Annotated in this window: 21 protein-coding genes and 2 tRNA genes; 12 read left to right on the top strand and 11 right to left on the bottom strand. The window is 74.8% G+C overall.

Features of this window, described 5'->3' with window-relative positions; genetic code table 11:
• Window positions 1–11: 11 nt before the first annotated feature.
• Both ABGB06_RS12935 and ABGB06_RS12930 read right to left on the bottom strand, forming a co-directional pair.
• On the bottom strand, window positions 12–491 hold the full coding sequence (locus ABGB06_RS12935; RefSeq protein WP_347588547.1) for a MarR family transcriptional regulator: 480 nt from the start codon (window positions 489–491) through the stop codon (window positions 12–14).
• The gene (locus tag ABGB06_RS12930; protein WP_347588545.1) at window positions 488–1138 is read right to left on the bottom strand and encodes a DJ-1/PfpI family protein; all 651 of its coding nucleotides are present in this window, start codon (window positions 1136–1138) and stop codon (window positions 488–490) included. Before ABGB06_RS12930 ends, ABGB06_RS12935 begins: the two co-directional genes overlap by 4 nt.
• Before the next feature lie 44 nt (window positions 1139–1182).
• On the opposite strand from ABGB06_RS12930, the gene ABGB06_RS12925 reads away from it, so the two are divergent.
• From ABGB06_RS12925 to ABGB06_RS12900, 6 genes are all read left to right on the top strand, one after another.
• Window positions 1183–1911, top strand: coding sequence for a GntR family transcriptional regulator (locus tag ABGB06_RS12925; RefSeq protein WP_347588543.1), 729 nt, complete (start codon window positions 1183–1185; stop codon window positions 1909–1911).
• 169 nt (window positions 1912–2080) lie between these two features.
• Window positions 2081–2731 carry a hypothetical protein gene (locus tag ABGB06_RS12920; protein ID WP_347589152.1) on the top strand — a complete coding sequence of 217 codons (651 nt, stop codon included), beginning with the start codon at window positions 2081–2083 and terminating at the stop codon, window positions 2729–2731.
• A gap of 27 nt (window positions 2732–2758) precedes the next feature.
• Window positions 2759–4141, top strand: coding sequence for a phosphoribosylamine--glycine ligase (purD, locus tag ABGB06_RS12915; RefSeq protein ID WP_347588541.1), 1383 nt, complete (start codon window positions 2759–2761; stop codon window positions 4139–4141).
• 243 nt (window positions 4142–4384) lie between these two features.
• Window positions 4385–6019, top strand: coding sequence for a hypothetical protein (locus ABGB06_RS12910; RefSeq protein ID WP_347588539.1), 1635 nt, complete (start codon window positions 4385–4387; stop codon window positions 6017–6019).
• A gap of 451 nt (window positions 6020–6470) precedes the next feature.
• Entirely contained in the window at window positions 6471–7985 is a 1515-nt protein-coding gene (locus ABGB06_RS12905; protein WP_347588537.1) for a N,N-dimethylformamidase beta subunit family domain-containing protein, read from the top strand.
• A gap of 120 nt (window positions 7986–8105) precedes the next feature.
• Window positions 8106–9023: a phosphoribosylaminoimidazolesuccinocarboxamide synthase gene (locus ABGB06_RS12900; protein WP_347588535.1), complete on the top strand. Its 918-nt coding sequence runs from the start codon at window positions 8106–8108 to the stop codon at window positions 9021–9023.
• A gap of 144 nt (window positions 9024–9167) precedes the next feature.
• On the opposite strand, the gene ABGB06_RS12895 is transcribed toward ABGB06_RS12900, so the two are convergent.
• The 7 genes from ABGB06_RS12895 to ABGB06_RS12865 all read right to left on the bottom strand — a co-directional run bounded on the left by ABGB06_RS12895 (window position 9168) and on the right by ABGB06_RS12865 (window position 14097).
• The gene (locus ABGB06_RS12895) at window positions 9168–9782 is read right to left on the bottom strand and encodes a response regulator transcription factor (RefSeq protein WP_347588533.1); all 615 of its coding nucleotides are present in this window, start codon (window positions 9780–9782) and stop codon (window positions 9168–9170) included.
• Window positions 9775–11442 (bottom strand): histidine kinase, encoded by a 1668-nt coding sequence (locus tag ABGB06_RS12890; RefSeq protein ID WP_347588531.1) that lies wholly within the window; start codon window positions 11440–11442, stop codon window positions 9775–9777. Before ABGB06_RS12890 ends, ABGB06_RS12895 begins: the two co-directional genes overlap by 8 nt.
• Window positions 11443–11455: 13 nt before the next feature.
• Window positions 11456–12292 (bottom strand): ABC transporter permease, encoded by an 837-nt coding sequence (locus ABGB06_RS12885; RefSeq protein ID WP_347588529.1) that lies wholly within the window; start codon window positions 12290–12292, stop codon window positions 11456–11458.
• The gene (locus ABGB06_RS12880) at window positions 12289–13344 is read right to left on the bottom strand and encodes an ABC transporter ATP-binding protein (RefSeq protein ID WP_347588527.1); all 1056 of its coding nucleotides are present in this window, start codon (window positions 13342–13344) and stop codon (window positions 12289–12291) included. Before ABGB06_RS12880 ends, ABGB06_RS12885 begins: the two co-directional genes overlap by 4 nt.
• Before the next feature lie 152 nt (window positions 13345–13496).
• Window positions 13497–13569: transfer RNA gene (locus tag ABGB06_RS12875), tRNA-Gly, on the bottom strand.
• A gap of 35 nt (window positions 13570–13604) precedes the next feature.
• Window positions 13605–13679, bottom strand: a tRNA-Gly gene (locus tag ABGB06_RS12870).
• Window positions 13680–13767: 88 nt separating this feature from the next.
• Window positions 13768–14097 (bottom strand): Lsr2 family protein, encoded by a 330-nt coding sequence (locus ABGB06_RS12865; protein WP_347588525.1) that lies wholly within the window; start codon window positions 14095–14097, stop codon window positions 13768–13770.
• A 301-nt stretch (window positions 14098–14398) separates the two neighbouring features.
• Between ABGB06_RS12865 and purS the strand changes: the two genes are divergently transcribed.
• The 3 genes from purS to purL are packed head-to-tail and all read left to right on the top strand — an operon-like array spanning window position 14399 to window position 17633.
• On the top strand, window positions 14399–14680 hold the full coding sequence (gene purS / locus ABGB06_RS12860; RefSeq protein WP_347588523.1) for a phosphoribosylformylglycinamidine synthase subunit PurS: 282 nt from the start codon (window positions 14399–14401) through the stop codon (window positions 14678–14680).
• A complete protein-coding gene (gene purQ, locus ABGB06_RS12855; RefSeq protein WP_347588521.1) occupies window positions 14677–15360 on the top strand; it encodes a phosphoribosylformylglycinamidine synthase subunit PurQ in 684 nt (227 codons plus the stop codon). Before purS ends, purQ begins: the two co-directional genes overlap by 4 nt.
• Window positions 15360–17633 carry a phosphoribosylformylglycinamidine synthase subunit PurL gene (gene purL, locus ABGB06_RS12850; protein ID WP_347588519.1) on the top strand — a complete coding sequence of 758 codons (2274 nt, stop codon included), beginning with the start codon at window positions 15360–15362 and terminating at the stop codon, window positions 17631–17633. Before purQ ends, purL begins: the two co-directional genes overlap by 1 nt.
• Before the next feature lie 163 nt (window positions 17634–17796).
• Here the strand turns inward: purL and ABGB06_RS12845 are convergent, their stop codons facing one another.
• Both ABGB06_RS12845 and ABGB06_RS12840 read right to left on the bottom strand, forming a co-directional pair.
• Complete coding sequence (locus tag ABGB06_RS12845) at window positions 17797–18477, bottom strand: response regulator transcription factor (RefSeq protein ID WP_347588517.1); 681 nt, start codon at window positions 18475–18477, stop codon at window positions 17797–17799.
• Complete coding sequence (locus ABGB06_RS12840) at window positions 18470–19942, bottom strand: histidine kinase (protein ID WP_347588515.1); 1473 nt, start codon at window positions 19940–19942, stop codon at window positions 18470–18472. The genes ABGB06_RS12845 and ABGB06_RS12840 overlap by 8 nt, the downstream gene beginning before the upstream one ends.
• 165 nt (window positions 19943–20107) lie before the next feature.
• On the opposite strand from ABGB06_RS12840, the gene ABGB06_RS12835 reads away from it, so the two are divergent.
• From ABGB06_RS12835 to ABGB06_RS12825, 3 genes are read left to right on the top strand one after another with little or no spacing between them, the layout of a single operon-like run.
• Entirely contained in the window at window positions 20108–21094 is a 987-nt protein-coding gene (locus ABGB06_RS12835) for an ATP-binding cassette domain-containing protein (RefSeq protein ID WP_347588513.1), read from the top strand.
• Window positions 21084–21854 carry an ABC transporter permease gene (locus ABGB06_RS12830; RefSeq protein WP_347588511.1) on the top strand — a complete coding sequence of 257 codons (771 nt, stop codon included), beginning with the start codon at window positions 21084–21086 and terminating at the stop codon, window positions 21852–21854. The genes ABGB06_RS12835 and ABGB06_RS12830 overlap by 11 nt, the downstream gene beginning before the upstream one ends.
• A gap of 48 nt (window positions 21855–21902) precedes the next feature.
• On the top strand, window positions 21903–22712 hold the full coding sequence (locus ABGB06_RS12825) for a sterol carrier family protein (protein ID WP_347588509.1): 810 nt from the start codon (window positions 21903–21905) through the stop codon (window positions 22710–22712).
• Window positions 22713–22819 lie beyond the last annotated feature (107 nt).

Genomic DNA, 22819 nt, shown 5'->3' with positions numbered 1-22819 from the left:
TCCCAGACGGATCACAACTCGGCCGAGGACACTGCCCGATCGGGCACCTCCAGCCGCTCCAGGGCCTCGGAGAGCCGGGTCAGCGCGGCCAGCGCGGCCGCGAACTCCCGCTCCCCACCCAGCTCCTTCGCGAGCCGCTCGGCGACCTCCCGGTGGCCGGGATCGATGCGCGCGACCGCCGCCCGGCCGGCCGCGGTCGGCCCCAGCAGCTTCGCCCTGCGGTGCGCCGGATTCGGCTGGTACGCCGCGAGGTCGCGCTCCACCAGCAGGTCCGCGATGCGCTGCACGCTCTGCCGGGTGATGCCCATGGCGCGCGCGATCCCGGACACCGGCAGGGGCGCGGGCAGCACGGCGCCGAGCACCTGCCACCAGGCCGCGGTCAGCCCGGCCGGCGCGGCGAGCCGGTCGGCCACGGCGAGGAGCTGCCCGTTGAGGCGGAACACGGTCAGCGCGGACCCGGACAGCAGGCCCTGGGCGCCTCGCTCGCTCACCTGGCGGCCTCCGTGACCTCCGCGGCGGCCGCCACGACCGGGTAGGCGGTCGCGTCGGAGTGCGCGTAGAGGCGGAACCAGGCGTCGAGCACCTCCGGCTCGTACGCGCCGAGGCGGGCGAGGATCTCCCGGGCGAACGCCTCGGGGTCGGTGGGGCCGGCGGTGATCAGGTCGCCGTCGGTGACCGCGTCGGTCTCCCGGTAGTGCGCGGCACCCGCGTATCCGGTCATGGCCAGCACCTCCGGCGCGGCGCTGGTGTGCGCCCGGTCGTCCAGCAGCCCCTCCTTGGCAAGCCCCGCGGTCGCGCCGCAGATCGCCGCCACCGGCACGCCGGCGGCCAGGAAGGCGCGGGCGGCGCGGCCGAACGGCGCCAGCCCCTCGCCGGTCAGCCACAGGTCGGCGCCGGGGAGGATCAGCAGCGCGCTGTCGGCCGGGCGCAGCGCGTCGAGCGCCAGATCGGGCAGCAACCGCAGGCCGCCCCTGGTGGTGACCGGCGTCAGGTCGGCCCCGACGGTCAGCACCCGGTACCCGCGGTCGCGCAGGGTCGCGACGGCGTGCCCGGGCTCCCAGTCGGCCAGCCCGTCGTAGACGCCGAGGTGCACGGTCTTCCGGTCGGTGCCCGTGGTGGAGGTCGTGTCGCTGGCCATGGTGCTCTCCTTCGCTTATGACAACATCCTGTCATGTAGACAACATGCTGTCAATTGAGCCGGCACTCTGTAGGCTGACCGCCGTGATTCAACGCAGCACCCTGCGGGAACAACTCGCCGACGCCCTCCGGGAGGAGATCCTGGCCGGACGGCTCGCGCCCGGCGGTGAGTTCACCGTCCGGGAGATCGCCGAGCAGTACGGCGTCTCGGCGACGCCGGTGCGCGAGGCCCTGGTCGACCTCTCGGCCCAGGGGCTGCTGGAGATAGAGCAGCATCGCGGCTTCCGGATCCGGCACTACACGTTCGCCGACTTCCGGGACCTGGTCGAGGCCCAGACCCTGGTGACGAAGGGGATACTCCACCACGAGCCGGCGCGCGCCCTGCCGGCCGCGGCGCCCGAGGCGTTCACCTCCATCCGCCGCCGCGCCGCCGCCGCCCGGCAGTCCGCCCTGGCCGGCGACCTGGACGTGCTCATCGCCTACGACCTGCGCTTCTGGCGGGAGCTCGACGCGCTGCTCGGCAATCCGCACATCAGCGAGTTCCTGGACCGGCTGCGGGTGCGCTGCTGGGCGTTCGCCGTGCCGCGGCTGCGTCGGCTGACCAGGGAGGGCGGCGAGCGCGACCTGGCCGGGCGGCTGTGGGCCGCCCACCCGGAGCTGGCCGACGCGGTGGAGCGCCGGGACGTTCCGGAGACCGAGCGGCTGCTGCGCGGCCACCGGGCGCACGCGCTGAGCATGGCCGAGGAGCTGACCGCGGCCTGGCCGGAGCCCTGAGCCGGCGGCCCGGGACGCGTCAGCGGGGGGCCGCGCCGGCTCGTGGACCTCTACGCTGTCCCTGAACCCGCGACGGCGCGCGCGGCGCGTGTGTCTCCCGCGTGCATCGTCCCGCCGCCGCACGCCCCTCCCCCGTCCCAGCTCCGCCGGACCGAGAGTGAGCCCGTACGTGGCCTGTGACCTGTGGCTCGTGCCGCTCGTCGACGTGCTCTGCCACAGCCCCGACAACCCCTTCGCCGAGGAACTCGCCGAGTACGACAGGGCACTGGCCGAGGCGGGGCTGCCGCCGGTGCCGGTGCACGGCTACGTGCCCGGCACCTCGGGGGAGGTCGCGCCGGTGGCCGGCTTCGACTACGCCGCGTTGCACCTGCTGCGCCGCGCGTACCTGCTGCAGCTCAGCGGCCTGCCGGTGACCCCGGCCGACCGGTTGGACGGCGACTACCAGCAGCTGCTGGAGATGTTCGAGACGGCCGCGCAGCAGGCCCATCTGGTCTGGCACTTCGACCACGCGGGCTGCTACGTCCCGCTCGACTTCCCGCATCCGCTGGTCAACGACTCGCTGCTGGCCGGCGGCGGCCCGCTCGGCTCCAGCCACGGCCTGCTGCGCGAGCTGGAGGCGGTGGCGCCGGTGCTCGACATCGACCCGAAGAATCCGCCGCCCGCTCCCGAGCCGCCGTCCCGCCCCACGCGCCTGGACGAGCCGGCCGCGCGCCCCGCGTACGGCGACGGGCCGTTCGCCCGCGAGCGCCACGTCTGGCTCGGCCTGCACGCCGCGGCGACCCGGAGCCTCGCCCAGGGCGCCATGATCGTCTTCAGCTAGCGGGCCACCAGGGCCTACGCTGCCGGTGTGCGAATCCTTGTCATCGGCGGCGGAGCCCGCGAACACGCCCTGTGCCACGCCCTCGCCCGCGACCCCGAGGTCACCGCGCTGCACTGCGCGCCGGGGAACGCCGGCATCGCCGGGGTGGCGGAGGTTCACCCGGTCGACGCGGGGGACGGCGCGGCGGTGGCCGCGCTGGCCACCAGGATCGACGCCGGCCTGGTGGTGATCGGCCCCGAGGTACCCCTGGTGGCCGGCGTCGCCGACGTGGTGCGCGAGGCCGGCGTCCCGGTCTTCGGCCCGTCCGCCGCCGCCGCCCGACTGGAGGGCAGCAAGGCGTTCGCCAAGGAGATCATGGCGGCCGCCGGCGTGCCGACCGCCCGTTCCTACGTCTGCGTCACCGCCGAGGAGGCCGATGACGCGCTCGACGCCTTCGGGCCGCCGTACGTCGTGAAGGACGACGGGCTCGCCGCCGGCAAGGGCGTCGTGGTCACCGACGAGCTGGAGCGCGCCCGCGCGCACGCCCGCTCGTGCCTGGCGTCCGCTCCCGCGGGCGCCCGGGGGAACGAGGGAGGCGACCAGCGAGGCCGGGTGGTCATCGAGGAGTTCCTCGACGGGCCCGAGGTCTCGCTCTTCGCGGTCACCGACGGGCAGGCGGTGGTGCCGCTCCAGCCGGCGCAGGACTTCAAGCGCGCCTACGACGCCGACCGCGGCCCGAACACCGGGGGCATGGGCGCGTACTCGCCGCTGCCGTGGGCGGAGCCCAAGCTCGTCGACGAGGTGGTGGAGACGGTGATCCGGCCCACCGTCGACGAGTTGCGGCGGCGCGGTACTCCGTTCTCCGGGCTGGTCTACGCCGGGCTCGCGATCACCAGCCGGGGCGTGCGGGTGGTGGAGTTCAACGCCAGGTTCGGGGACCCGGAGACGCAGGCGGTGCTGGCCCGGCTGCGCACCCCGCTCGGCGGGCTGCTGCACGCCGCGGCCACCGGCGAGTTGGCCGGCTTCCCGTCGCTGCGCTGGAGCGAGGGCGCGGCCGTCACGGTGGTGGTCGCCGCCCAGGGGTACCCGAGCGAGCCGCGCACCGGCGATCCGGTGGCGGGGCTCGACGAGGTCGCGGCCGAGGACGGCCCCGACGCCTACGTGCTGCACGCGGGCACCCGGCGCGGACCGGACGGCGAGGTGGTGAGCGCCGGCGGGCGGGTGCTGTCGGTGACCGCGACCGGAACCGACCTGACCGCCGCCCGGGAGCTGGCGTACCGCGCGGTGGCGCGGATCCGTCTTGACGGCTCGCACCACCGCACGGACATCGCCGAACGGGCCGCGCGCGAGGCGCGGGAGACCCGCGAGGCGTCCGGGTCAGGGGCGGATTCGGCGCCGGATTCGGCGGATTCCCGCCAGCTGGCCGAATAGCGCCGAAGAACGGCGCCAAGCTTTCCCCATAGCCCCTCCATCGGGTGATCGATGGGCCGAGTTACTGACGGGTCCCGCGGGCCCAACTATGGTGCGGCGCAGCGTCTTCCGCCTCGCCGCTACGGCGAACGGCCCAGCGCGACGTTGCGCTGTCATTGGCCGGTGTCACAGTGGTGAGCAGTGGTTGAGCTGTGATCGCGGACACCAGGAGTCATCGGCATCGGCACGGCGGAGGGCAGGGGCATGGCGCAGCGCAACGGCACGTACTCCGCGCGGGATCACGCGCTCGCCGTGCTCCGCGTGCGCAACGGAGCCCTGGCGCTCATGCTGCTGCCCGCCGCCGTCGCGGTGGTGCTCGTCGCGGCCGGGGCGCCGCCCGCGCTGTGCTGGGCGGTGGTCGCGTTCGCCGCGCTCACGCTGGCGCTCGCCGTCGCCGTCGGCGCGGTCGTCACGGGCGCCCGCCCCCCGGTGACGCCCACCATCGAGGTGCCGGAGCGCGCCGCCCCCGCCCTGCACGGGTTGATACGGGAGCTGGCGGACCGGCTCGACGTACCGCCGCCCGGCGGCGTCGCGCTCACCCCCGACTGCGACAGCTGGCTGGAGGAGCCGGCCGGCCGGCCGCGGGGGCGCCGGCACCGGTTCCTCTTCGGCTTCCGGCCGCGGAGCGGCCCCGGTGGCGCCGGCTCCGGCGGGCCGGTGCTGGTGATCGGCTCCCCGTTCCTGTGGTGGATGCGGGTGGCCGAGCTCCGCGCCCTGCTCGCGCCCGTGGTGGCCGGCACCGGCCCCTCGGCTCACCCCGACATCGCCGCCGCCCGCCGCTGCGTCCGCGCCTGGGACGCCACCATCGCGCTGGCCACCGACGCCTCGCCGGCCCGGCGCCCGCTGCTCCGCTCGGCCGGCTCGATCTGCCGGGTGCTGCTGCGCGGGGCCGCGGAGCATTCGGCGGAGATGGAGCGCGGCGTGGCCGCGGCCGCGGCGGCCCGCGCCCGGACCGTGGACCACGGGCTGCGGATCGTCGCCCAGGAGCAGGTGGGCCTGGCGTACGCCGGCTGGGACCGGCTGCTGACCCGGGTGGCGCTGCCCGCCTGGCGCACCGGCCGCTGGCCGCGCCGGCTGGACGCCGGGGTGGTGTCCGCACTGACCGAGCTGTCCCGCAGGGACCGGCTCGCCGAGGGCTTCGCCTCCCGGCTGGGCGAGCGGCCGGCCTGCGACCTGCTGGAGGAGCCGGGCGCGGTGGACGAGGAGATCTCGCTGTTGGCCGCCCGGCTGTTCCACGGGATACCGGAGTCGCCGCCGGCCGAATGGGCGCCGGTGGACTGGCCGGCCTATCCCGACGAGGTGGTGGACCGGATCTGGCGGGACCAGGCGGCCCGGCTGTTCGCCGCGCTGGACGCGCAGGAGACGCCGACCCTGGCGTATGCCGTGCAGCGGCTCGCGGAGGCGGCCGGCGAGGGCACCGGACGGCTCGCCGCCCGGGTCAGCGCCGAGGCGGCGCGGGCGCAGGCCGCGCACGCCGCCCGGCCCGGGGGCGCGACCCCCCAGCCGGAGGCCGGGACGGGCGCGGCGGGCTGGCCCACCAGGCCCGAGACCGGGGGAGGGGCGCTGCCCCTGGCGTTCCCGCTGCAACCGCCGTGCACCGAGCAGGAGCTGCTGATCGAACACGTGTCGGCCGCCGTCTGCTGCGCCGCCTCCGACACCACGGCCGCGGCCCCGGGCCTGGACTGGCTGGACGGCCCGGTGCTGCTCTCCGGCGGTCGCCGGCGGAACGATCTGGCGGGTCCGGTGCACAGCCTGGTGGAGGACGGCGATCCGGAGCCGCTGCGCGCCTGGCTGGCCGAGGCCGGGGTGCGTTCGGACAAGCCGGTGCGGCTGGTCTAGGCGCTGTCCGGGCGAGGTCGGGGCAAGGTCGGGGCAAGTGGAGCCGCGGTCAAGGGGCAAACATCTCCAGCCATTTCACGACGAACGGTGACAGTTCACGTGCGAGATGTGATGTCCTGGATGCGGCAACGCGATCGCGTGCCTCGGGCGGCCGGACAGCGCCAACCGTGGGTGGGACTGGACGGGGGTCGGAGTGAGCACGGAGCACAGCGGGCGAACGGAGTGCCCCGACCTCTCGGAGCAGGGGCCCGCGGACCGCGCCTCGGACGAGCCCGGCGCGCCGGGCGGGTCCGGTGAGTTTCCCGAGCCCTCCGAGCCCTCCGAGCCCTCCGAGCCCTCTGAGCCCTCTGAGCCCTCTGAGCCCTCTGAGCCCTCCGAGCCCTCCGAGCCCTCCGAGCCCTCCGAGCCCTCCGAGCTTCGCGAGTTTCCCGGGCCCCGGGACGCCGACGGGGTGCCGGAGGCCGCGCCGGGCCGCGGCAGCGTCGACCGTTGGGAGTCGGGTTCCGCCACCGACGCCGTGTCCGATCCGCGCGCCCAGGGCCCGTTGCCCTGGCTGCGCGGCAGCGAGCACTACTTCTGCCAGGTGGGGCTCGGCCCCGTGCGTCCGGCCGTCCCGGCGGCCAGCGCCGCGCTGCCCGCCCCCCGCCCGGCCCGGCGCGGCACGCGGCGCGCCGTCGGCCCCCGGATAGCCGACGACGTGGCCTGTCAGATCAAGGGATTCACACCGCAGGGGTCGGTCGCGCCCGGCGAGTCCATCGACTTCCGGGTCACGGTCACGCCGCCGCAGGAGTTCACCATCGACGTCTACCGGATCGGGTATTTCGCCGGCGACGGCGCCCGGCTGCTGGTCCGCAGCCCGAAGCTGATGGGCATCCGCCAGCCGGATCCGATGGTCGTCGAGCGCACCGTCTCCTGCCACCACTGGTGGCTCTCCTGGCGCCTGCAGATCCCCGAGGACTGGCGTCCCGGCGCCCATGTCGCGGTGCTCACCACGGCGGACGGCGGCTTCCGCTCGCACGTGCCGTTCACCGTCCGCGACCACCGGCCGGCCGACCTGCTGCTGTGCCTGCCCGACATCACCTGGCAGGCGTACAACCTCTTCCCCGAGGACGGCCGCGGCGGCGCCAGCCTCTACCACGCCTGGGACGGGGAGGGACGGCTGCTGGACGAGGCCGAGGCGTCCTGCGCGCTGAGCTTCGACCGCCCCTACGCCGGCGCGGGCCTGCCGCTGCACGCCGGGCACGCCTACGACTTCATCCGCTGGGCCGAGCGCTACGGCTACGACCTCGCCTACGCCACCGCCCGGGACCTGCAGGCGGGTCGGGTGAAGCCGTCGCGCTACCGCGGGTTCGTCTTCCCCGGCCACGACGAGTACTGGTCGGTGCCGATGCGCCGGGCCGTCGAACGGGCGCGCGACAGCGGCACCTCGCTGGTCTTCCTCTCCGCCAACACCATGTACTGGCAGGTGTCGCTGGCCCCGCTGCCCGCGGGCGACCCCGACCGTCTCCTGTTGTGCCGGAAGCGGCAGGGCCCCGGCCGGCCGTTGCTCTGGCGCGAGCAGGGCGATCCCGAGCAGACGCTGCTCGGCGTCCAGTACGCCGGACGCGTCCCGCACCCCCATCCCCTGGTGGTGCGCAACGCCGACCACTGGCTGTGGGAGGCGACCAGCGCCAGGGAGGGCGACGAACTGGCGGGGCTGGTGGCCGGCGAGGCCGACCGGTACTTCCCGCGCACCCAGCTTCCGGACTACGACAGCCGCATCCTGCTCGCCCACTCCCCCTACCGGGACGCGTTCGGCGCCCGCCGCCACCAGGAGACGTCGCTCTATCAGGCGCCCAGCGGTGCCTGGGTCTTCGCCGCCGGCACGTTCGCCTGGTCGCCGGCGCTGGCCCGCCCCGGCCACACCGACCCGCGGATCCAACGCGCCACCGCGAACCTGCTCGACCGCATCTGCAAACGGGACTGAGCCGCCCGCTGCCGGTCCCCTGCCCCACGCGGCCGCCCGCTGCGGGGATTGCCCGCCCTTGGGGGACAATGGTCACCGCGTGGGCCGCCCTCGCCCCGCACCACGCCCCCGGGAGGCACCGTGCCAGGATTCGTCGACAAGCCCGAGCCCGCGCAGGTACCGGGACTTGTACACCTGCACACCGGCAAGGTGCGCGATCTCTACCGGAACGAGGCCGGCGAGCTGGTGATGGTGGCCAGCGACCGGGTCTCCGCCTACGACTGGGTGCTGCCCACCGAGATCCCCGACAAGGGCCGGATCCTGACCCGGCTCTCGCTCTGGTGGTTCGACCAACTCGCCGATCTGGTGGACAACCACCTGCTGTCCACCGACCCGCCGGCGGGCGCCCCCGACGACTGGGCCGGACGGGTCGTCACGGTCCAGCCGCTGCGGATGGTCCCGGTCGAGGCCGTGGCCCGCGGCTACCTCACGGGCTCCGGACTCGCCGAGTACCGCAGGCACCGCACCGTCTGCGGCCTCGCGCTGCCCGAGGGTCTGGAGGACGGCTCGGAACTGCCCGCGGCCATCTTCACCCCCACCACCAAGGCGGCGGTCGGCGACCACGACCAGGCCATCAGCTACGAGGACGTGGCCCGCGAGGTCGGTCCCGAGACCGCGGCCCAACTGCGCCAGACCACCCTCGCCGCGTACAACCGGGCCCGGGAGATCGCCCGGGACCGGGGCATCGTGCTGGCGGACACGAAGTTCGAGTTCGGCCGGGCGGAGAACCCCGACGGGACTCCCGGCCCGCTGGTCCTGGCCGACGAGGTGCTCACCCCCGACTCCTCGCGGTTCTGGCGGAAGAGCGAGTGGCAGCCGGGCCGGCCGCAGAAGCCCTACGACAAGCAGATCATCCGCGACTGGCTGGCCTCGCCGGCCTCTGACTGGGACCACACGGGCGAGACCCCGCCGCCCCCGCTGCCCGACGAGGTCGTGCGGCACACCCGGGCGCGCTACGCCGAGGTCTACCGGCTGCTGACCGGGCTGCCCTGGGACTGACGGCCGGGCCGGCGCGGACGTCTCATCGGCGGCGCCGGCCGCCCCACTCGCGCCAGGCGAGCCAGGCGACGATGGCGATGGCGATGACGGCGATCACCCACTGCGGGCTCATGAGATCGTCCTCCCTGCTGTGCTCGTTCTCGGTTACAACCAGCCGTGTTCCCGGGCGATGCGCACCGCCGCGTGGCGGTTCTCCGCGCCGAGCTTGGCCGCGGCCGCCGACAGGTAGTTGCGGACCGTGCCCTGGGCCAGCGCGGCGCGTTCGGCGATCTCCGCGACGGGCGCGCCGTCCGCCGCCAGCTCCAGCAGCTCCGCCTCCCTGGCGGTCAGCGGGGAGTCGCCCGCGCTGATCGCGTCCGCTGCCAGGTCGGGGTCCACGTAGCGGTTCCCGGCGTGCACGGACCTGATGATCTCGGCCAGCCGCTGCGCCGACACGGTCTTCGGCAGGAAGCCCCGCACCCCCGCCGCCAGGGCGCCCTTCAGATGCCCCGGCCGCCCGTGTCCGGTGACGATCATCGTGGTGCACTCGGGCAGCTCGGCCCGCAACGCGCGGGCCACCGCCACGCCGTCGGCCCCCGGCATCTGCAGGTCGAGCACGGCCACGTCGGGCCGGTGGGCCCGCGCCATGGCCAACGCCTCGGGTCCCGACGCCGCCTCGCAGACGACCAGCAGGTCCTCCTCCAGCGCCAGCAGCGCCGCCAACGCCCCGCGGATCAGGTGCTCGTCGTCGGCCAACAGCACCCGAATCTCGTCACTCACGCCCCGCCCCCCCACGCCCCGCCCCCGCCGCCCCGGGCCCGTCCGTCCTCTCCACCTGATCCAACCCGCCCATCCTGCCCATCCCGTCCGTGCTGCCCGTCCCGTCCGGCCCCGCCGCCCCGGGCCCCTCCCCGGTCTCGTCCGCCTCGTCCGGCCCCGCCGTTCCGGGTTCCTGTCCACCGGCTGTCCTGGCGGTCTCGTCTGTCGCGTCCGTGCTGGCCGTCTGGTCCGCTCCGGCCGCCGCGTCTGGCTCCGCCATTCCTGGCCCCTGTCCGGTCTCGGCCGTCTCGTCCGGCTCCGCCGTTCCGGGCATCCGTCTCCTGCCGGCGGTCCTGCTCGTCCCGTCAGTCCCGGCCACCGTGGTTCGGCCACCTGACGCCGGCAAGGCGGCCCGGAGGCGGAACGTGTCGCCGGGGCCCCGTTCCACCGTCAACGAACCGCCCAGCGCGGTCACCCGTTCGCGCAGTCCGGCCAGCCCGCTGCCCTCTCCTGGCCCCGCCGCGGCAAGCGGCCCTGCGGCAAGCGGCGGCGCGCCGTCGTTCTCCATGTCGAGCACCACCAGACCGCCGGGCGCCCGGCGCAACCGCACCGTGCAGTGGTTCGGCTGCGCGTGCCGGAGCATGTTGGTGGTGCCCTCGCGCACCACCCAGCCGAGCGCCGACTGCACCGGCTCGGGCAGCGCCGCGCTGTCCCCGTCCTCGATGCGGCACCGGATGCCCGCCGCCTCCAGCACGCCGCGCGCCCCGGCCAGCTCGCCGTGCAGCTGGGCCCGCCGGTAGCCGCGCACCACCTCCCGCATCTCCCGCTGCGACTCCCGGGCGATGCGCTGCACCTCCACCATCTGGTCCACCGCCGCCGGCGAGCCGCGCTGCGCGAGCTGCCCGGCCAGCTCGCTCTTCAGCGCGATGACCGACAGGTTGCGGCCCAGCACGTCGTGCAGGTCCCGGCCGAACCGCAGCCGTTCCTCCGCGACCGCCAGCCGCGCCTCGGTCTCGCGCGCCGCGTCCAGCTTGTCGATGACCCGCAGCGTCCACGCGGACAGCCGGCACGCGGCGCCCAGCAGCAGGCTGGCCCCGACGCCGACGGCCAGCGTCGCCCCCAGCCTGACGGCCGGCACTCCGGCGAGCGCCGCGCCGGCGAGCCCCGCCGCGGTCGGGAGCGCGAGCAGCCCCGCGGTCTGCCGGGCCGTGGCGACCAACGGCAGCGTTCCCGTGGAGTACACCACCAGGTAGCTGCCCACCACCATGGTGTCGTCGGGCAGCCGCCCGCCGCCGGCCAGGGCGACGACGGCGACGACGCCGGCCAGCGTCGTGCCGGTCAGCGCCGCGATCAGCCGGTCGGGCCGGTCGGCCGCCGTTCCGACGGCACCTCCCCGACGGCCGAGGACCGGGGGGAACTCGTCGTCGTCCCTGCCGGCCGCCAGGTAGTAGCGCAGCCCCACCTGGGTCAGCCACAGGTTCAGCGCCACGTGGGCGGCGCAGGTCGCGCCGACCACGGCGAGCGCCCAGCCGGTGCTCTCGGAGGCGGTGTTGCCCAGCACCATGGCGATCACGAGCGCCTCGATCAACGTGAAGCTGTAGATCGCCCACCGGGTGCAGAGTTCGACCCGGGCCCGCTGGCTGACGTGGCGGAACCGCACCAGTCGACCCAGCCCACGCATCTCGCTCACTCCCTCACTGCCGCGGGTCCCAGCGGAACCACTTCCGCACAGCAAACACCGCGTACCCCGTCCAGAGCACGGCCAGCCCCAGCGCGACCGCCGTCTCCCGGCCGTCCATGCCCCCGAGCCAGCCGGCCTTGACCAGGTCGACCACGGGTGACAGGGGCAGCACCGCGAACGCCCGCGCCAGCCCGTCCGGCAGCACCTCGGACGGCACGAAGAGGCCCGAACCCATCACCGACACCATGAAAAGCGGCATGCCGGTGATCTGCGCGCTCTCCACCGTCCTGGTCAGCGCCGAGGTCACCGCCGCCAGCGCGGCCAGCAGCACAACGCCCAGCAGCAGCCCCGCCAGCAGCAGGTCGGGCCGCCGCGGCGCCCCGATGTCCAGCACCACCGCCCCGGTCACCACCAGCACCGCGCACTGCGCCACGCCGAGCACGGCCGAGGGCAGCGCGGCGCCGACCAGGATCTCGCCGTCCGTGAGCTCGCCCGTGCGCAGCCGCTTGAGCACCCGCTCCTCGCGCCGCGCCACGTAGGTGGGCACGAGGTTCAGGTAGACGGCGAGCATCAGCACCATGCCGATGCCGCCGGACAGCACCGCCTCGTGCCGGCTGAGGCCGGTGCCCGCCAGGTCCAGCTGGCGGGAGGAGGAGTAGGACAGCAGCACCATGGAGACCGGCATCAGCAGCGAGACGAACAGCGCCGTGCGGTTCCGCAGCAGCAGCGTCAGCTCCGTGCGGCCCAACGTCCGCAGCCGGCGGCGGGCGTCAGGACCCGGCGGGCGGACCCACCGGGCGGGGGAACGCGCGTCGTCTCGTACGTGGTCTCGTGCGTCCAGGGAGCTCATCGCGCCACCTGCTTCGGGTCCCACGGGGCCTCCCCCTCGTCGTGCTCGACGTCGTCGTGTCCGTATCCGGGACCGTGTTCGTGTTCGTGTCCGAGCGCGTCGGGCGCCTGGGCGATCCGCAGGAAGACCTCCTCCAGCGTGGCGGCCCGCGCGTCCAGGCCGTCGAGCACCACGTCCCGCTCCCGCGCCCACAGCAGCAGCTCGGTGAGGTCGCGCTGCAGCGCCCGGGTCCGCACCTCCACCCGGCCGCCGTACGCCGTGGAGGCCGCCTCCGCCACGATGGACGCCGGCAGCCGCTCCGCCAGCGACGGGTCGGACAGCGTGAAACGGATGCGGGACGGCTGCTCCGCCATCACCTCCTCGGGGGTGCCCGCGACCACCACCCGGCCGGCGCGCATGATGGCCAGCCGGTCCGCCAGCGCCTCGGCCTCCTCCAGGTAGTGCGTGGTCAGCACCACCGTGGTGCCCGCGTCGCGCAGCTCCCGCACCAGCCGCCAGGTGGTGCTCCTGGCCTGGGGGTCCAGGCCGGTCGTCGGCTCGTCGAGGAACAGCAGCTCGGGCCGGCCGAGCAGGGCCATGGCCAGGTCGAGCCGGCGCCGTTCACCGCCGGACAGCTGCTTCACCCGGACGCCGGCCCGCTCGGTCAGGCCGACCAGGTCGAGCGCCTCGCCGGCCGCGCCCGCGGTGTCGTCCGCGGTCGCGGCCCGGCTGCCCGCCCACATCCGGGCGGTCTCCAGCGCCGTCAGCTCGGCCGGGAAGCCGCCCTCCTGGAGCATGATCCCGATGCGCGGGCGCACCGCCGCGCGCTCCCGGAAGGGGTCGTGGCCCAGCACCCGGACCCGGCCGTCGCTCGGCGCGGCCAGCCCTTCGAGCAGCTCCACCGTCGAGGTCTTGCCCGCCCCGTTGGTGCCGAGCAGCCCGAAGACCTCGCCGCGCCGCACCGTGAAGTTCATGCCCCGCACGGCGTCGAAGCCGCCGGGGCCCGCGGGTCCGTAACGCCGCCGGAGTCCGGCGGCCTCGATCACCGTCTCTGTCGCCCTTGCCGAAGTCATGCCTCCAGCGTTCCGGCCGGGAAGGGCCGGGGGCAGTGCCGGCTGTCACCGGTCCGGATGACAAATGTCAGCGATCCGTCGGGAGGCTATGGGGGACACACCGCACACAACGCGAAGGGCCCGATCCCTGAGAGATCGGGCCCTTCCTCACGAGCGGACGACGAGATTCGAACTCGCGACCCTCACCTTGGCAAGGTGATGCTCTACCAACTGAGCCACGTCCGCACGACGCTCACTGTACCGCACCTGGTGCAGTGATCTGGAGCGGGTGACAGGAATCGCACACTGCGCCTCCCTCTTGGAAAGAGGGTGTTCTGCTACTGAACTACACCCGCGCGGCTACCGGGACTCGAACCTTCCGGCCGAGGCCCCGTGGCGCGCTCCAGACTCTAGCCGATCGACCGGGGTTGCTGGCAAGTCGGCTCAACGGGCGGTGGGGTGGGCCTCGTTGAACGCGTCGTAGACCTTCTTCGGGATCCGGCCGCGGGTCGGCACCCCGAACCCGTTGGACTCCGCCCAGGCGCGCACCGCCCGCGGATCGGGGGCGACCTCCGTGTGGTGGAAGGTCCGGCCGGACCTCGCCCGCTTACGACCGGCCTGGACGAACGGCGCGAGCGCGGTCCGCAGCTTCTCCGCGTTGTCCGTGCTGAGATCGATCTCGTACGTCTTCCCGTCGAGTCCGAAGGCAATCGTTTCCGCCGCTTCGCCGCCGTCGATGTCGTCGGAGAGGGTTACCACTACACGCTGTGCCACGGATATCGGTCCTTTCGGGAGGATCGCTGCCGTACGGCTCCGCAATCAGCGGGTTGACGTGCTGCGATGCCTGTTTCTCTAAACTATATGGCAGGTGTTTGTGCCGCGAGTGGCTCGCGAATGCGTAGCAAAGTCTCTGCTCCCCTACCCGTGACTTTACTTTTATCTCCTCGATTCTTGGAGGGGTTTTCGGCGCCGAGACCTGAACGTGACCGAGTACCCGGCCGGGTACGCTGGCCGTGTCGCGTCCCGCGGCGCCCACCAGCACCCAGCACCAGCACCAGAACTAGCAGGAGTACCTGTGGCTCGCGTCGTCGTCGAGGTCATGCTGAAGCCGGAGATCCTCGACCCCCAAGGCCAGGCGGTGCAGCGTGCACTGCCGAGGCTCGGCTTCGAGGGGGTGAGGGGCGTCCGTCAGGGCAAGCGTTTCGAGCTCGACCTCCAGGGCCCGGTCGATGCCGCCACCCTCGCCCGTATCGAGGAACTGGCCGGCACCTTCCTGGCGAACACCGTGATCGAGGACTACCGGGTCGTCGTCGAGGACGCCGCGGAGGAGACCGCCGAAGGGGCGGGAGCTCGGTGAGCACCCGCGTCGGAGTCGTCACCTTCCCCGGATCGCTCGACGACCGGGACGCCCTGCGCGCCGTCCGGTTGGCCGGCGCCGAGCCGGTCCCGCTGTGGCACGGCGACCGCGACCTGCGCCAGGTCGACGCGGTGGTGCTGCCCGGCGGCTTCTCCTACGGCGACTATCTGCGCTGCGGCGCGATCGCCCGGTTCTCGCCGGTGATGGAGACCCTCATCGACCAGGCCAGGGCCGGCCTGCCCGTGCTCGGCATCTGCAACGGCTTCCAGGTGCTGTGCGAGTCCCATCTGCTGCCCGGCGCCCTCACCCGCAACGACCACCTGCACTTCGTCTGCCGCGACCAGCGGCTGCGGGTGGAGAGCACGGCCACCGCCTGGACCGGCGACTTCACCGCGGGCCAGGAGATCACCGTCCCGTTGAAGAACGGCGAGGGCGGGTACGTCGCGGACGAGCGCACCCTGGACGAGCTGGAGGCCACCGGACGGGTGATCTTCCGCTACCTGGACCTGAATCCCAACGGCTCCCGCCGCGACATAGCCGGCATCAGCAACGAGGCGGGCAACGTCGTCGGCCTGATGCCGCACCCGGAGCACGCCGTCGAGCCGCTTACCGGACCGACCACCGACGGCCTCGGCTTCTTCACCTCGGTCATCTCGGCACTCACGAAGCTGGTCGCCTGATGCGTTCCCCCGCCCCGCGCCCCCGCGTCGCTGACACCGTCAAGCACGCCACCGACACCCCGGACGCCGCCCAGCCCTGGGCCGAGCTGGGCCTGAAGCCCGACGAGTACCAGCGGATCCGGGACATCCTCGGCCGCCGTCCGACCGGTGCCGAGCTGGCCATGTACTCGGTGATGTGGTCCGAGCACTGCTCGTACAAGTCGAGCAAGGTGCATCTGCGGCAGTTCGGCGAGAAGGCGCCGGCCAGCGACGCGCTGCTGGTCGGCATCGGCGAGAACGCCGGCGTGGTGGACGTCGGCCAGGGCTACGCCGTCACCTTCAAGGTCGAGTCGCACAACCACCCCTCGTACGTCGAGCCCTATCAGGGCGCGGCCACCGGCGTCGGCGGCATCGTCCGCGACATCCTCGCCATGGGCGCCCGCCCCGTCGCCGTGCTCGACCCGCTGCGCTTCGGCGCCGCCGACCACCCCGACACCCGCCGGGTGCTGCCCGGCGTGGTCGCCGGCATCGGCGGCTACGGGAACTGCCTGGGCCTGCCGACCATCGGCGGCGAGGTCGTCTTCGACCCCTGCTACCAGGGGAACCCGCTGGTCAACGCGCTGTGCGTGGGCGTGATGCGGCACGAGGACATCCACCTGGCCAAGGCCTCGGGCACGGGGAACAAGGTGATCCTCTACGGCGCCCGCACCGGCGGCGACGGCATCGGCGGCGTCTCCGTGCTCGCCTCGGAGACGTTCGAGGACACCGGGCCCGCCAAGCGCCCCGCGGTGCAGGTCGGCGACCCGTTCCAGGAGAAGCTGCTCATCGAGTGCACCCTGGAGGTCTTCGCCGAGAAGCTGGTCACCGGCATCCAGGACCTCGGCGGCGCGGGCCTGTCCTGCGCCACCTCGGAGCTGGCCTCGGCCGGCTCCGGCGGCATGCGGATCGAGCTCGACACGGTGCCGCTGCGGGACTCCTCGCTCACCCCGGAGGAGATCCTGATGAGCGAGTCCCAGGAGCGGATGTGCGCGGTCGTCTCCCCGGAGAACGTCGACCGCTTCCTGGAGATCTGCGCGAAATGGGACGTGATCGCCACCGTGATCGGTGAGGTCACCGACGGCGACCGGCTGGAGATCTACTGGCACGGCGAGCAGATCGTGGACGTGCCGCCGCGCACCGTGGCCCACGAGGGCCCGGTCTACGAGCGGCCGTACGCCCGACCCGACTGGCAGGACGCGCTGCAGGCCGACGATCCGGCCGGGCTGCCGCGCCCGGCGACCGACGCGGAACTGCGCGCCCAGGTGCTGGCCCTGGTCTCCTCGCCGAACCAGGCCGCCAAGTCCTGGGTGACCGACCAGTACGACAGGTACGTGCTGGGCAACACGGTGCTGGCCCAGCCGGAGGACGGCGGCGTCATCCGGGTCGACGAGGAGACGGGCCTCGGCGTCGCCGTCGCCACCGACGGCAACGGCCGGTACGCCAAGCTCGACCCGTACGCCGGCGCGCAGCTGGCGCTGGCCGAGGCGTACCGGAACGTCGCCGCGACCGGCGCGCGCCCGCTGGCCGTCACCGACTGCCTGAACTTCGGCTCGCCCGAGGACCCGGCCGTGATGTGGCAGTTCGCCGAGGCCACCCGCGGCCTCGCCGACGCCTGCCGGACGCTGGGCACCCCGGTCACCGGGGGGAACGTCTCGCTGTACAACCAGACGGGCGAGGCCGCCATCCACCCCACCCCCGTGGTGGGCGTGCTCGGCGTCATCGAGGACGTCACCCGGCGCACCCCGATGGCGTTCCGGGAGGCCGGGCACGCGGTGTACCTGCTCGGCGAGACCGCGGACGAGCTGGGCGGCTCCGCCTGGTCCCAGGTGGTGCACGGCCACCTCGGCGGGCTGCCGCCGCGGCTGGACCTGGAGCGGGAACGCGCCCTGGCCGAGGTCCTCGTCGCCGCCTCCCGGGACGGCCTGGTCGCCGCGGCCCACGACCTCTCGGACGGCGGCCTGGTGCAGGCCGTCGTGGAGTCCAGCCTGCGTGGCGGCACCGGGGTCAGCCTGCGGACGCCGGACGGGCTGACCGCGTTCACCTTCCTGTTCTCCGAATCGGCGGGGCGCGCGGTGGTCGCCGTGCCGCCGGCCACGGAGGCGGCGTTCGCCGAGCTCTGCGCGGCGCACGGCCTGCCGGCCAGCCGGATCGGCACGGTGGGCGGCGACGCGGTCGAGGTCGCGGACGTCCTCACGCTGCCGCTCGCGGAGCTCCGCGAGGCCCACGAGCGGACGCTGCCGGAGCTCTTCGGCTGACAGCCCGATCGGCACGACGGGCGGGGCCGCGGACGTCCTCACGCTGCCGGAGCTCTTCGGCTGACAGCCCGATCGGCACGACGGGCGGGGCCGCGGACGTCCTCACCCTGCCCGAGCTCTTCGGCTGACGGACCGATCGGCACGACGGGCGGGGCCGCGCCGGTCAGGCGCGGTCCCGCGGCGTGATGACGCCCGTCTCGTAGGCGATGATCACCAGCTGCACCCGGTCGCGGGCGCCCAGCTTGTCGAGCAGCCGGCCGAGGTGCGTCTTCACCGTGGCCGTGCCGATGCCCAGGCGCTGCGCGATCTCCGCGTTCGCCAGACCGCGGGCGACCAGCACCAGCACCTCCCGCTCCCGCGCGGTCAGCCCGTCCAGCTCCGGCGGCGACACCGCGGGGCCCTCGGGCTGCCGGCAGAACTCCGTGATCAGCCGGCCGGTCACCGCGGGCGCGAGCAGGCTCTCGCCGGCGGCCACCACCCGGATGCCGTGCAGCAGTTCGGCCGGCGAGACGTCCTTCAGCAGGAACCCGCTGGCGCCGGCCCGCAGCGCGGCGAAGACGTAGGCGTCGAGGTTGAACATCGTCAGCATCAGCACCCGGACGCCCGCGCCGCCGGGCGCACCGCAGATGTGCCGGGTGGCCTCGATGCCGTCCATCTCTGGCATCCGCACGTCCATCAGCACCACGTCGGGGCGCAGACGCAGCGCCAGCTCCACCGCCTCCACGCCGTTCGCCGCCGTGCCGACGGCGGTCAGCCCGGGCTCGGCCTCCACCAGCACCCGGAAGCTGCCGAGCAGCAGCGCCTGATCATCGGCGATCAGCACGCGGATCGCCGACTCACTCACGCGCCCCCTCCTCCGCGCCGCCCCGCCCCCGCAAGGCACCTCCGCCACACACGCGCCCCCCGCCCCGCACCACCTGTTCCGCGCGCGGCCCCGCGCCCGGCTCCGCGCCGCCGCCGGCCGGTGGCTCTGGTGGCTGTGCTGCCCTCCGCCTGTCCTCCGTCGGTTCGCCCTTGCGCGGCTGCGCGCGTCGGGCTTCGGGTGCGGGTTCCGGGTTCGCCGGGTGCGAGTGCGGCAGGCGGGCTCGGACCGTGAAGCCGCCCTGTGGGCGGCGGCCGGTCCAGAGTTCACCGCCCAGCCGGGCCACGCGCTCCCGCATTCCCACCAGGCCGTGCCCCCCGCTCCCACCGGGCGCGTCCGAGCCGGGGTCCCCGCCCGGGGCCGGGTCACCCGCGCCGCGGGGCCCGGCGGAGGGGTCCGTACCGCCGTCCCGGCCCGCGCCGCCAGGCGCTCCCTCGTCCGTCACCTCGATCGTCAGACCGTCGTCGGCCGTCTCCAGGACGACCGTGCAGCGCGTCGGCGCGGCGTGCTTGATCACGTTCGTCACCGCCTCCTGCACGATCCGGTACGCCGCGCGCTCCACGGGCCCGCTCAGGCCGGCAAGGCCACCGCGGAGTGAGACCGCCACCCCCGCCGCGGCCGCGTGCTCCACCAGCCCGGACAGCCGGGCCAGGCTCGCCGGCTCCGCCGGCTCCGCGCGCAGCACCCCGAGCAGCTGGCGCATCTCGGCCAGCGCGCCCCGGCTCGCCGTCTCGATCACCCGCAGCGCGTCGCCGGCCTCCTCGGGCCGCACCGGCAGCACATGGTTGGCCACCCCCGCCTTCACCGCGATCACCCCGATGTGGTGCGCCACGACGTCGTGCAGTTCGCGGGCGATCCGGAGCCGTTCCTCCGCCACCGCGCGGGTCGCGAGCTGCCGGGCGGAACGCGCCGCGTAGGCCCGCCGCTCCCGCACCGCCCGGCCGGCGGTCCACGCCGTCCCGGCCAGCGCCACGCCCAGCACGTACACCGGCAGCTGCTGCTGCGCCGGGGTCGGCGTGCCGGCGACCAGCGCGCCGACCACCAGCGCGACGCTGGCCGCCCCGACCACCCGGGTGGGCAGCCAGCGCACCTCCGCGCTGGTCACCGCGACCCAGTAGAGCGCGTAGCCGACGGCCAGGAACGGCTCGGCGAGCACGCCGAGCAGCGCCGCCGCCACGGACGCGACGGTCACCGCGCCCAGCACGGGCACCGGCCACCTGCGGCGGGCCGCCACGGGCAGCCCCATGGCCGCCGCCAGCCCGAGCGCGACCGGCGCCGGCACGCGTTCCGGACCCTGGACCGGCGCGAGGGAGAGGAACAGCAGGGTCAGCGCGACGCCGGCGAGCGCGTCGAGCGCCAGCAGTTCGCCGCGCCCCAGCCGCCGTGGTTCCGCGCCGGGGCCCGCGTCCCGCCCCGCGCCACCCGGCGCCCGTTCGCTTCCCGCCACGTCGCCACGCTAGCCCCCGGGTCGCCCGGGGACATCCACCCCCGGGAGGTCCACCCACGGGTGGACGGAGGGCCCGGCGGGGCCGCCGGCTCGGCTCCCGGGCGGACCCGGCATCTCGTCGTCCGGGCCGATGGGCGGAGGCCGTTCGGCGAGGAGAGTCGAGACATGATCGAAGTACGCGAACTGAGCAAGCGGTACGGCGCCACGCTCGCGGTCGACGAGCTGGACTTCGCCGTGCGCCCCGGCCGGGTGACCGGATTCCTCGGCCCGAACGGCGCCGGCAAGTCCACCACCCTGCGGCTGCTGCTCGGCCTCGACCGCCCCGACCGCGGCCGGGCGCTGATCGACGGCCGCCCGTACGCCGAGCTGCGCGAGCCGCTGCGGCACGTCGGCGCGCTGCTGGAGTCCGGCGGACTGCAACGCGGCCGCACCGCGCGCCACCACCTCGGCTGGCTGGCCCGCAGCAACCGCCTGGGGCGCCGCCGGGTCGACGAGGTGCTGGCGCTCGTCGGCCTCGACGCGGCGGCGGACCGCCGGGCCCGCGGCTACTCGCTGGGCATGTGCCAGCGGCTCGGCATCGCCGCCGCGCTGCTCGGCGACCCGGCCACGCTGCTGCTCGACGAGCCGGTCAACGGGCTCGACCCGGAGGGCGTGCGGTGGATCCGCACGCTGCTGCGCGAGCTGGCCGCCGAGGGCCGCACCGTGCTGCTCTCCAGCCATCTGATGAACGAGATGGCGATCACCGCGGACCATCTGGTCGTCATCGGCCGGGGCCGGCTGCTCGCCGACACCAGCATGGCCGACTTCATCGCCCGCCACTGCGCCCCGACCGTGCGGGTCCGCACGCCCGAGCCCGAGCGGCTCGCCGCGCTGCTGGCGGCGGCCGGCACCCCGGCCGAACGGCTGCCGGACGGCGGCCTGAGCGTGCCGGGGGAGTCGGTCTCCGCCTCGGAGGTCGGCCGGCTCGCGGCCGAGCACGGCATCACCCTGGACGAACTGGCCGCCGAGAAGGACTCGCTGGAGGACGCGTTCCTCCGCATCACCGCCGACGCCGCCCAGCACCGCACCGCCCCCCGCACGGAGTCCCGTACGGCCGTCGAGCACCGCGACGGCGCCGCCGCCGGGACGGAGGTGGCCCGCGATGGCGAGTAACGCGACCGCGGCGGTCCTCGCCGCCGAGTGGACCAAGATCCGCACCCTGCGCAGCACCCTGCTCACCCCCGTGTTCGCCGTGCTGGTGACCGTCGGCCTCACCGTGGTCAGCTGCGCCAGCGTCCGGGCGGAGCTGGACGACGGCGGCGACCGGCTCAGCGACGACTTCCACCCGGTGGACTCCGGCTTCGTCGGCCTGCAGATCGGCCTTCTCGCGCTGGTGGCGTTCGCGGCCCTGCTGGTCACGGGCGAGTACGGCAGCGGCATGATCCGCACCTCGTTCGCCGCGGTGCCCGACCGTCGCCTCTTCTACGCCGGGAAGCTGCTCGCCGTCACCGCCGTCGTGCTGCCGGCGTCGCTGCTCAGCGTCGGCGTCTCCTATCCCGTGTCGCAGGCGATACTCGGCCCGCACGGGGTCCCGCTCGGCGAGGGCGCGTCCTGGCGCGCGGTGCTCGGCGCTCCCCTCTACGTCACCCTGCTGTGCCTCCTCGCCGTCGGCGTCGCGGCCCTGCTGCGCACCACGGCGCGCACGTTGAGCCTGCTCCTCGGCGCGCTTTTCGCGCTCTCCCCGCTTGCCAACGCGCTCCCCGGCGTGCGCGAGGTGGCGCGTTTCCTGCCCGATCACGCCGGCGCGCAGGTGATGACGGTCGGCCGGGCCGACGAGGTCATCGGCCCCTGGTACGGGCTGGGGATACTCGCCGCGTGGACCGTCGCCCTCGTGCTGGGCGGCCTCCTGGCGGTCCGCCGCCGCGACTGCTGACGTCGGCCGCGCGCTCGTCGGGCGGCGGTTCGTCGTAAGCTCCCTCACATGTCTGGTGCCGTCCGGCGCAAGCTTCGCGCCTACCACCCCGAGCGGGTCAGGGACGCCCTGTTGGCCCAGGTGGAGAACGTGCGGCTGGCGGCGGCGGCGCTCACCGCGGAGCAGCAGGCGAGGCCCTCGGGGCTGCCCGGCTGGGACGTGCGCACCCTGCTGGCGCACATCGCCCGGCAGATGGAGGCGCTGCCCCGGCTGCTGGCCGAACCGGCGCCGATCGCCAGCCGGCCGGAGACCGATCTGAACCGCTGGGCGCTGGCCAACGAGACCCTCGCGGACCGGCTGGACGAGTCCGCGCGGCGGGACGCGGCGGCGCGCCCCGACCAGGTGGCGGCGATCGACGCGGCCGCCGAGGAGCTGGACTCCGTGCTGGAGACCGCGATCCGCGAGGATCTGCTGCTGCCGCACGCGCTCGGCGCCATGCGGGCGTTGGACTTCACGGTGACCCGGGTCGTCGAGCTGGTGGTGCACGGCGACGACCTGGCCCGCGCGGTCGGCGCCCAGGTGCGCCTGGACCGGCAGGCGCTGGCCATCACGGTCCGGGTGCTGGCGGACGCGCTCGCCGCCAAGGCGCCGGGCGCGTCGACCGAGGTGCGGGTGCCGCCGTTCGCCGCGGTGCAGTGCCTGCCGGGCCCGCGGCACACCCGCGGCACCCCGCCGAGCGTCGTCGAGACCGATCCGGTCACCTGGGTGCGGCTGGCCACCGGCCGCACCACCTGGGCGGCGGTCACCGGCACCGGGCGGTTGCGGGCCAGCGGAGAACGGGCTTCGGCGCTCGCCGAGCAGCTGCCGGTGCTCGCCTGACGGGCCGTGAGCCGGCTCGGAAGGGCTCGGGAAGGGCTCGGGAAGGGCAGGGTGGGGTCCGTCACAACCCCGGGGGTTCCCGTCGGACGGGTCTCCTGACCTAGACT

This window comes from Streptomyces sp. B6B3, from assembly GCF_039871525.1.
In the GTDB taxonomy this organism is placed as follows: Bacteria; Actinomycetota; Actinomycetes; order Streptomycetales; family Streptomycetaceae; genus Streptomyces.
Note: the sequence above shows the minus strand (reverse complement) of the source record. Positions and strands in the feature narration are given on the sequence as shown.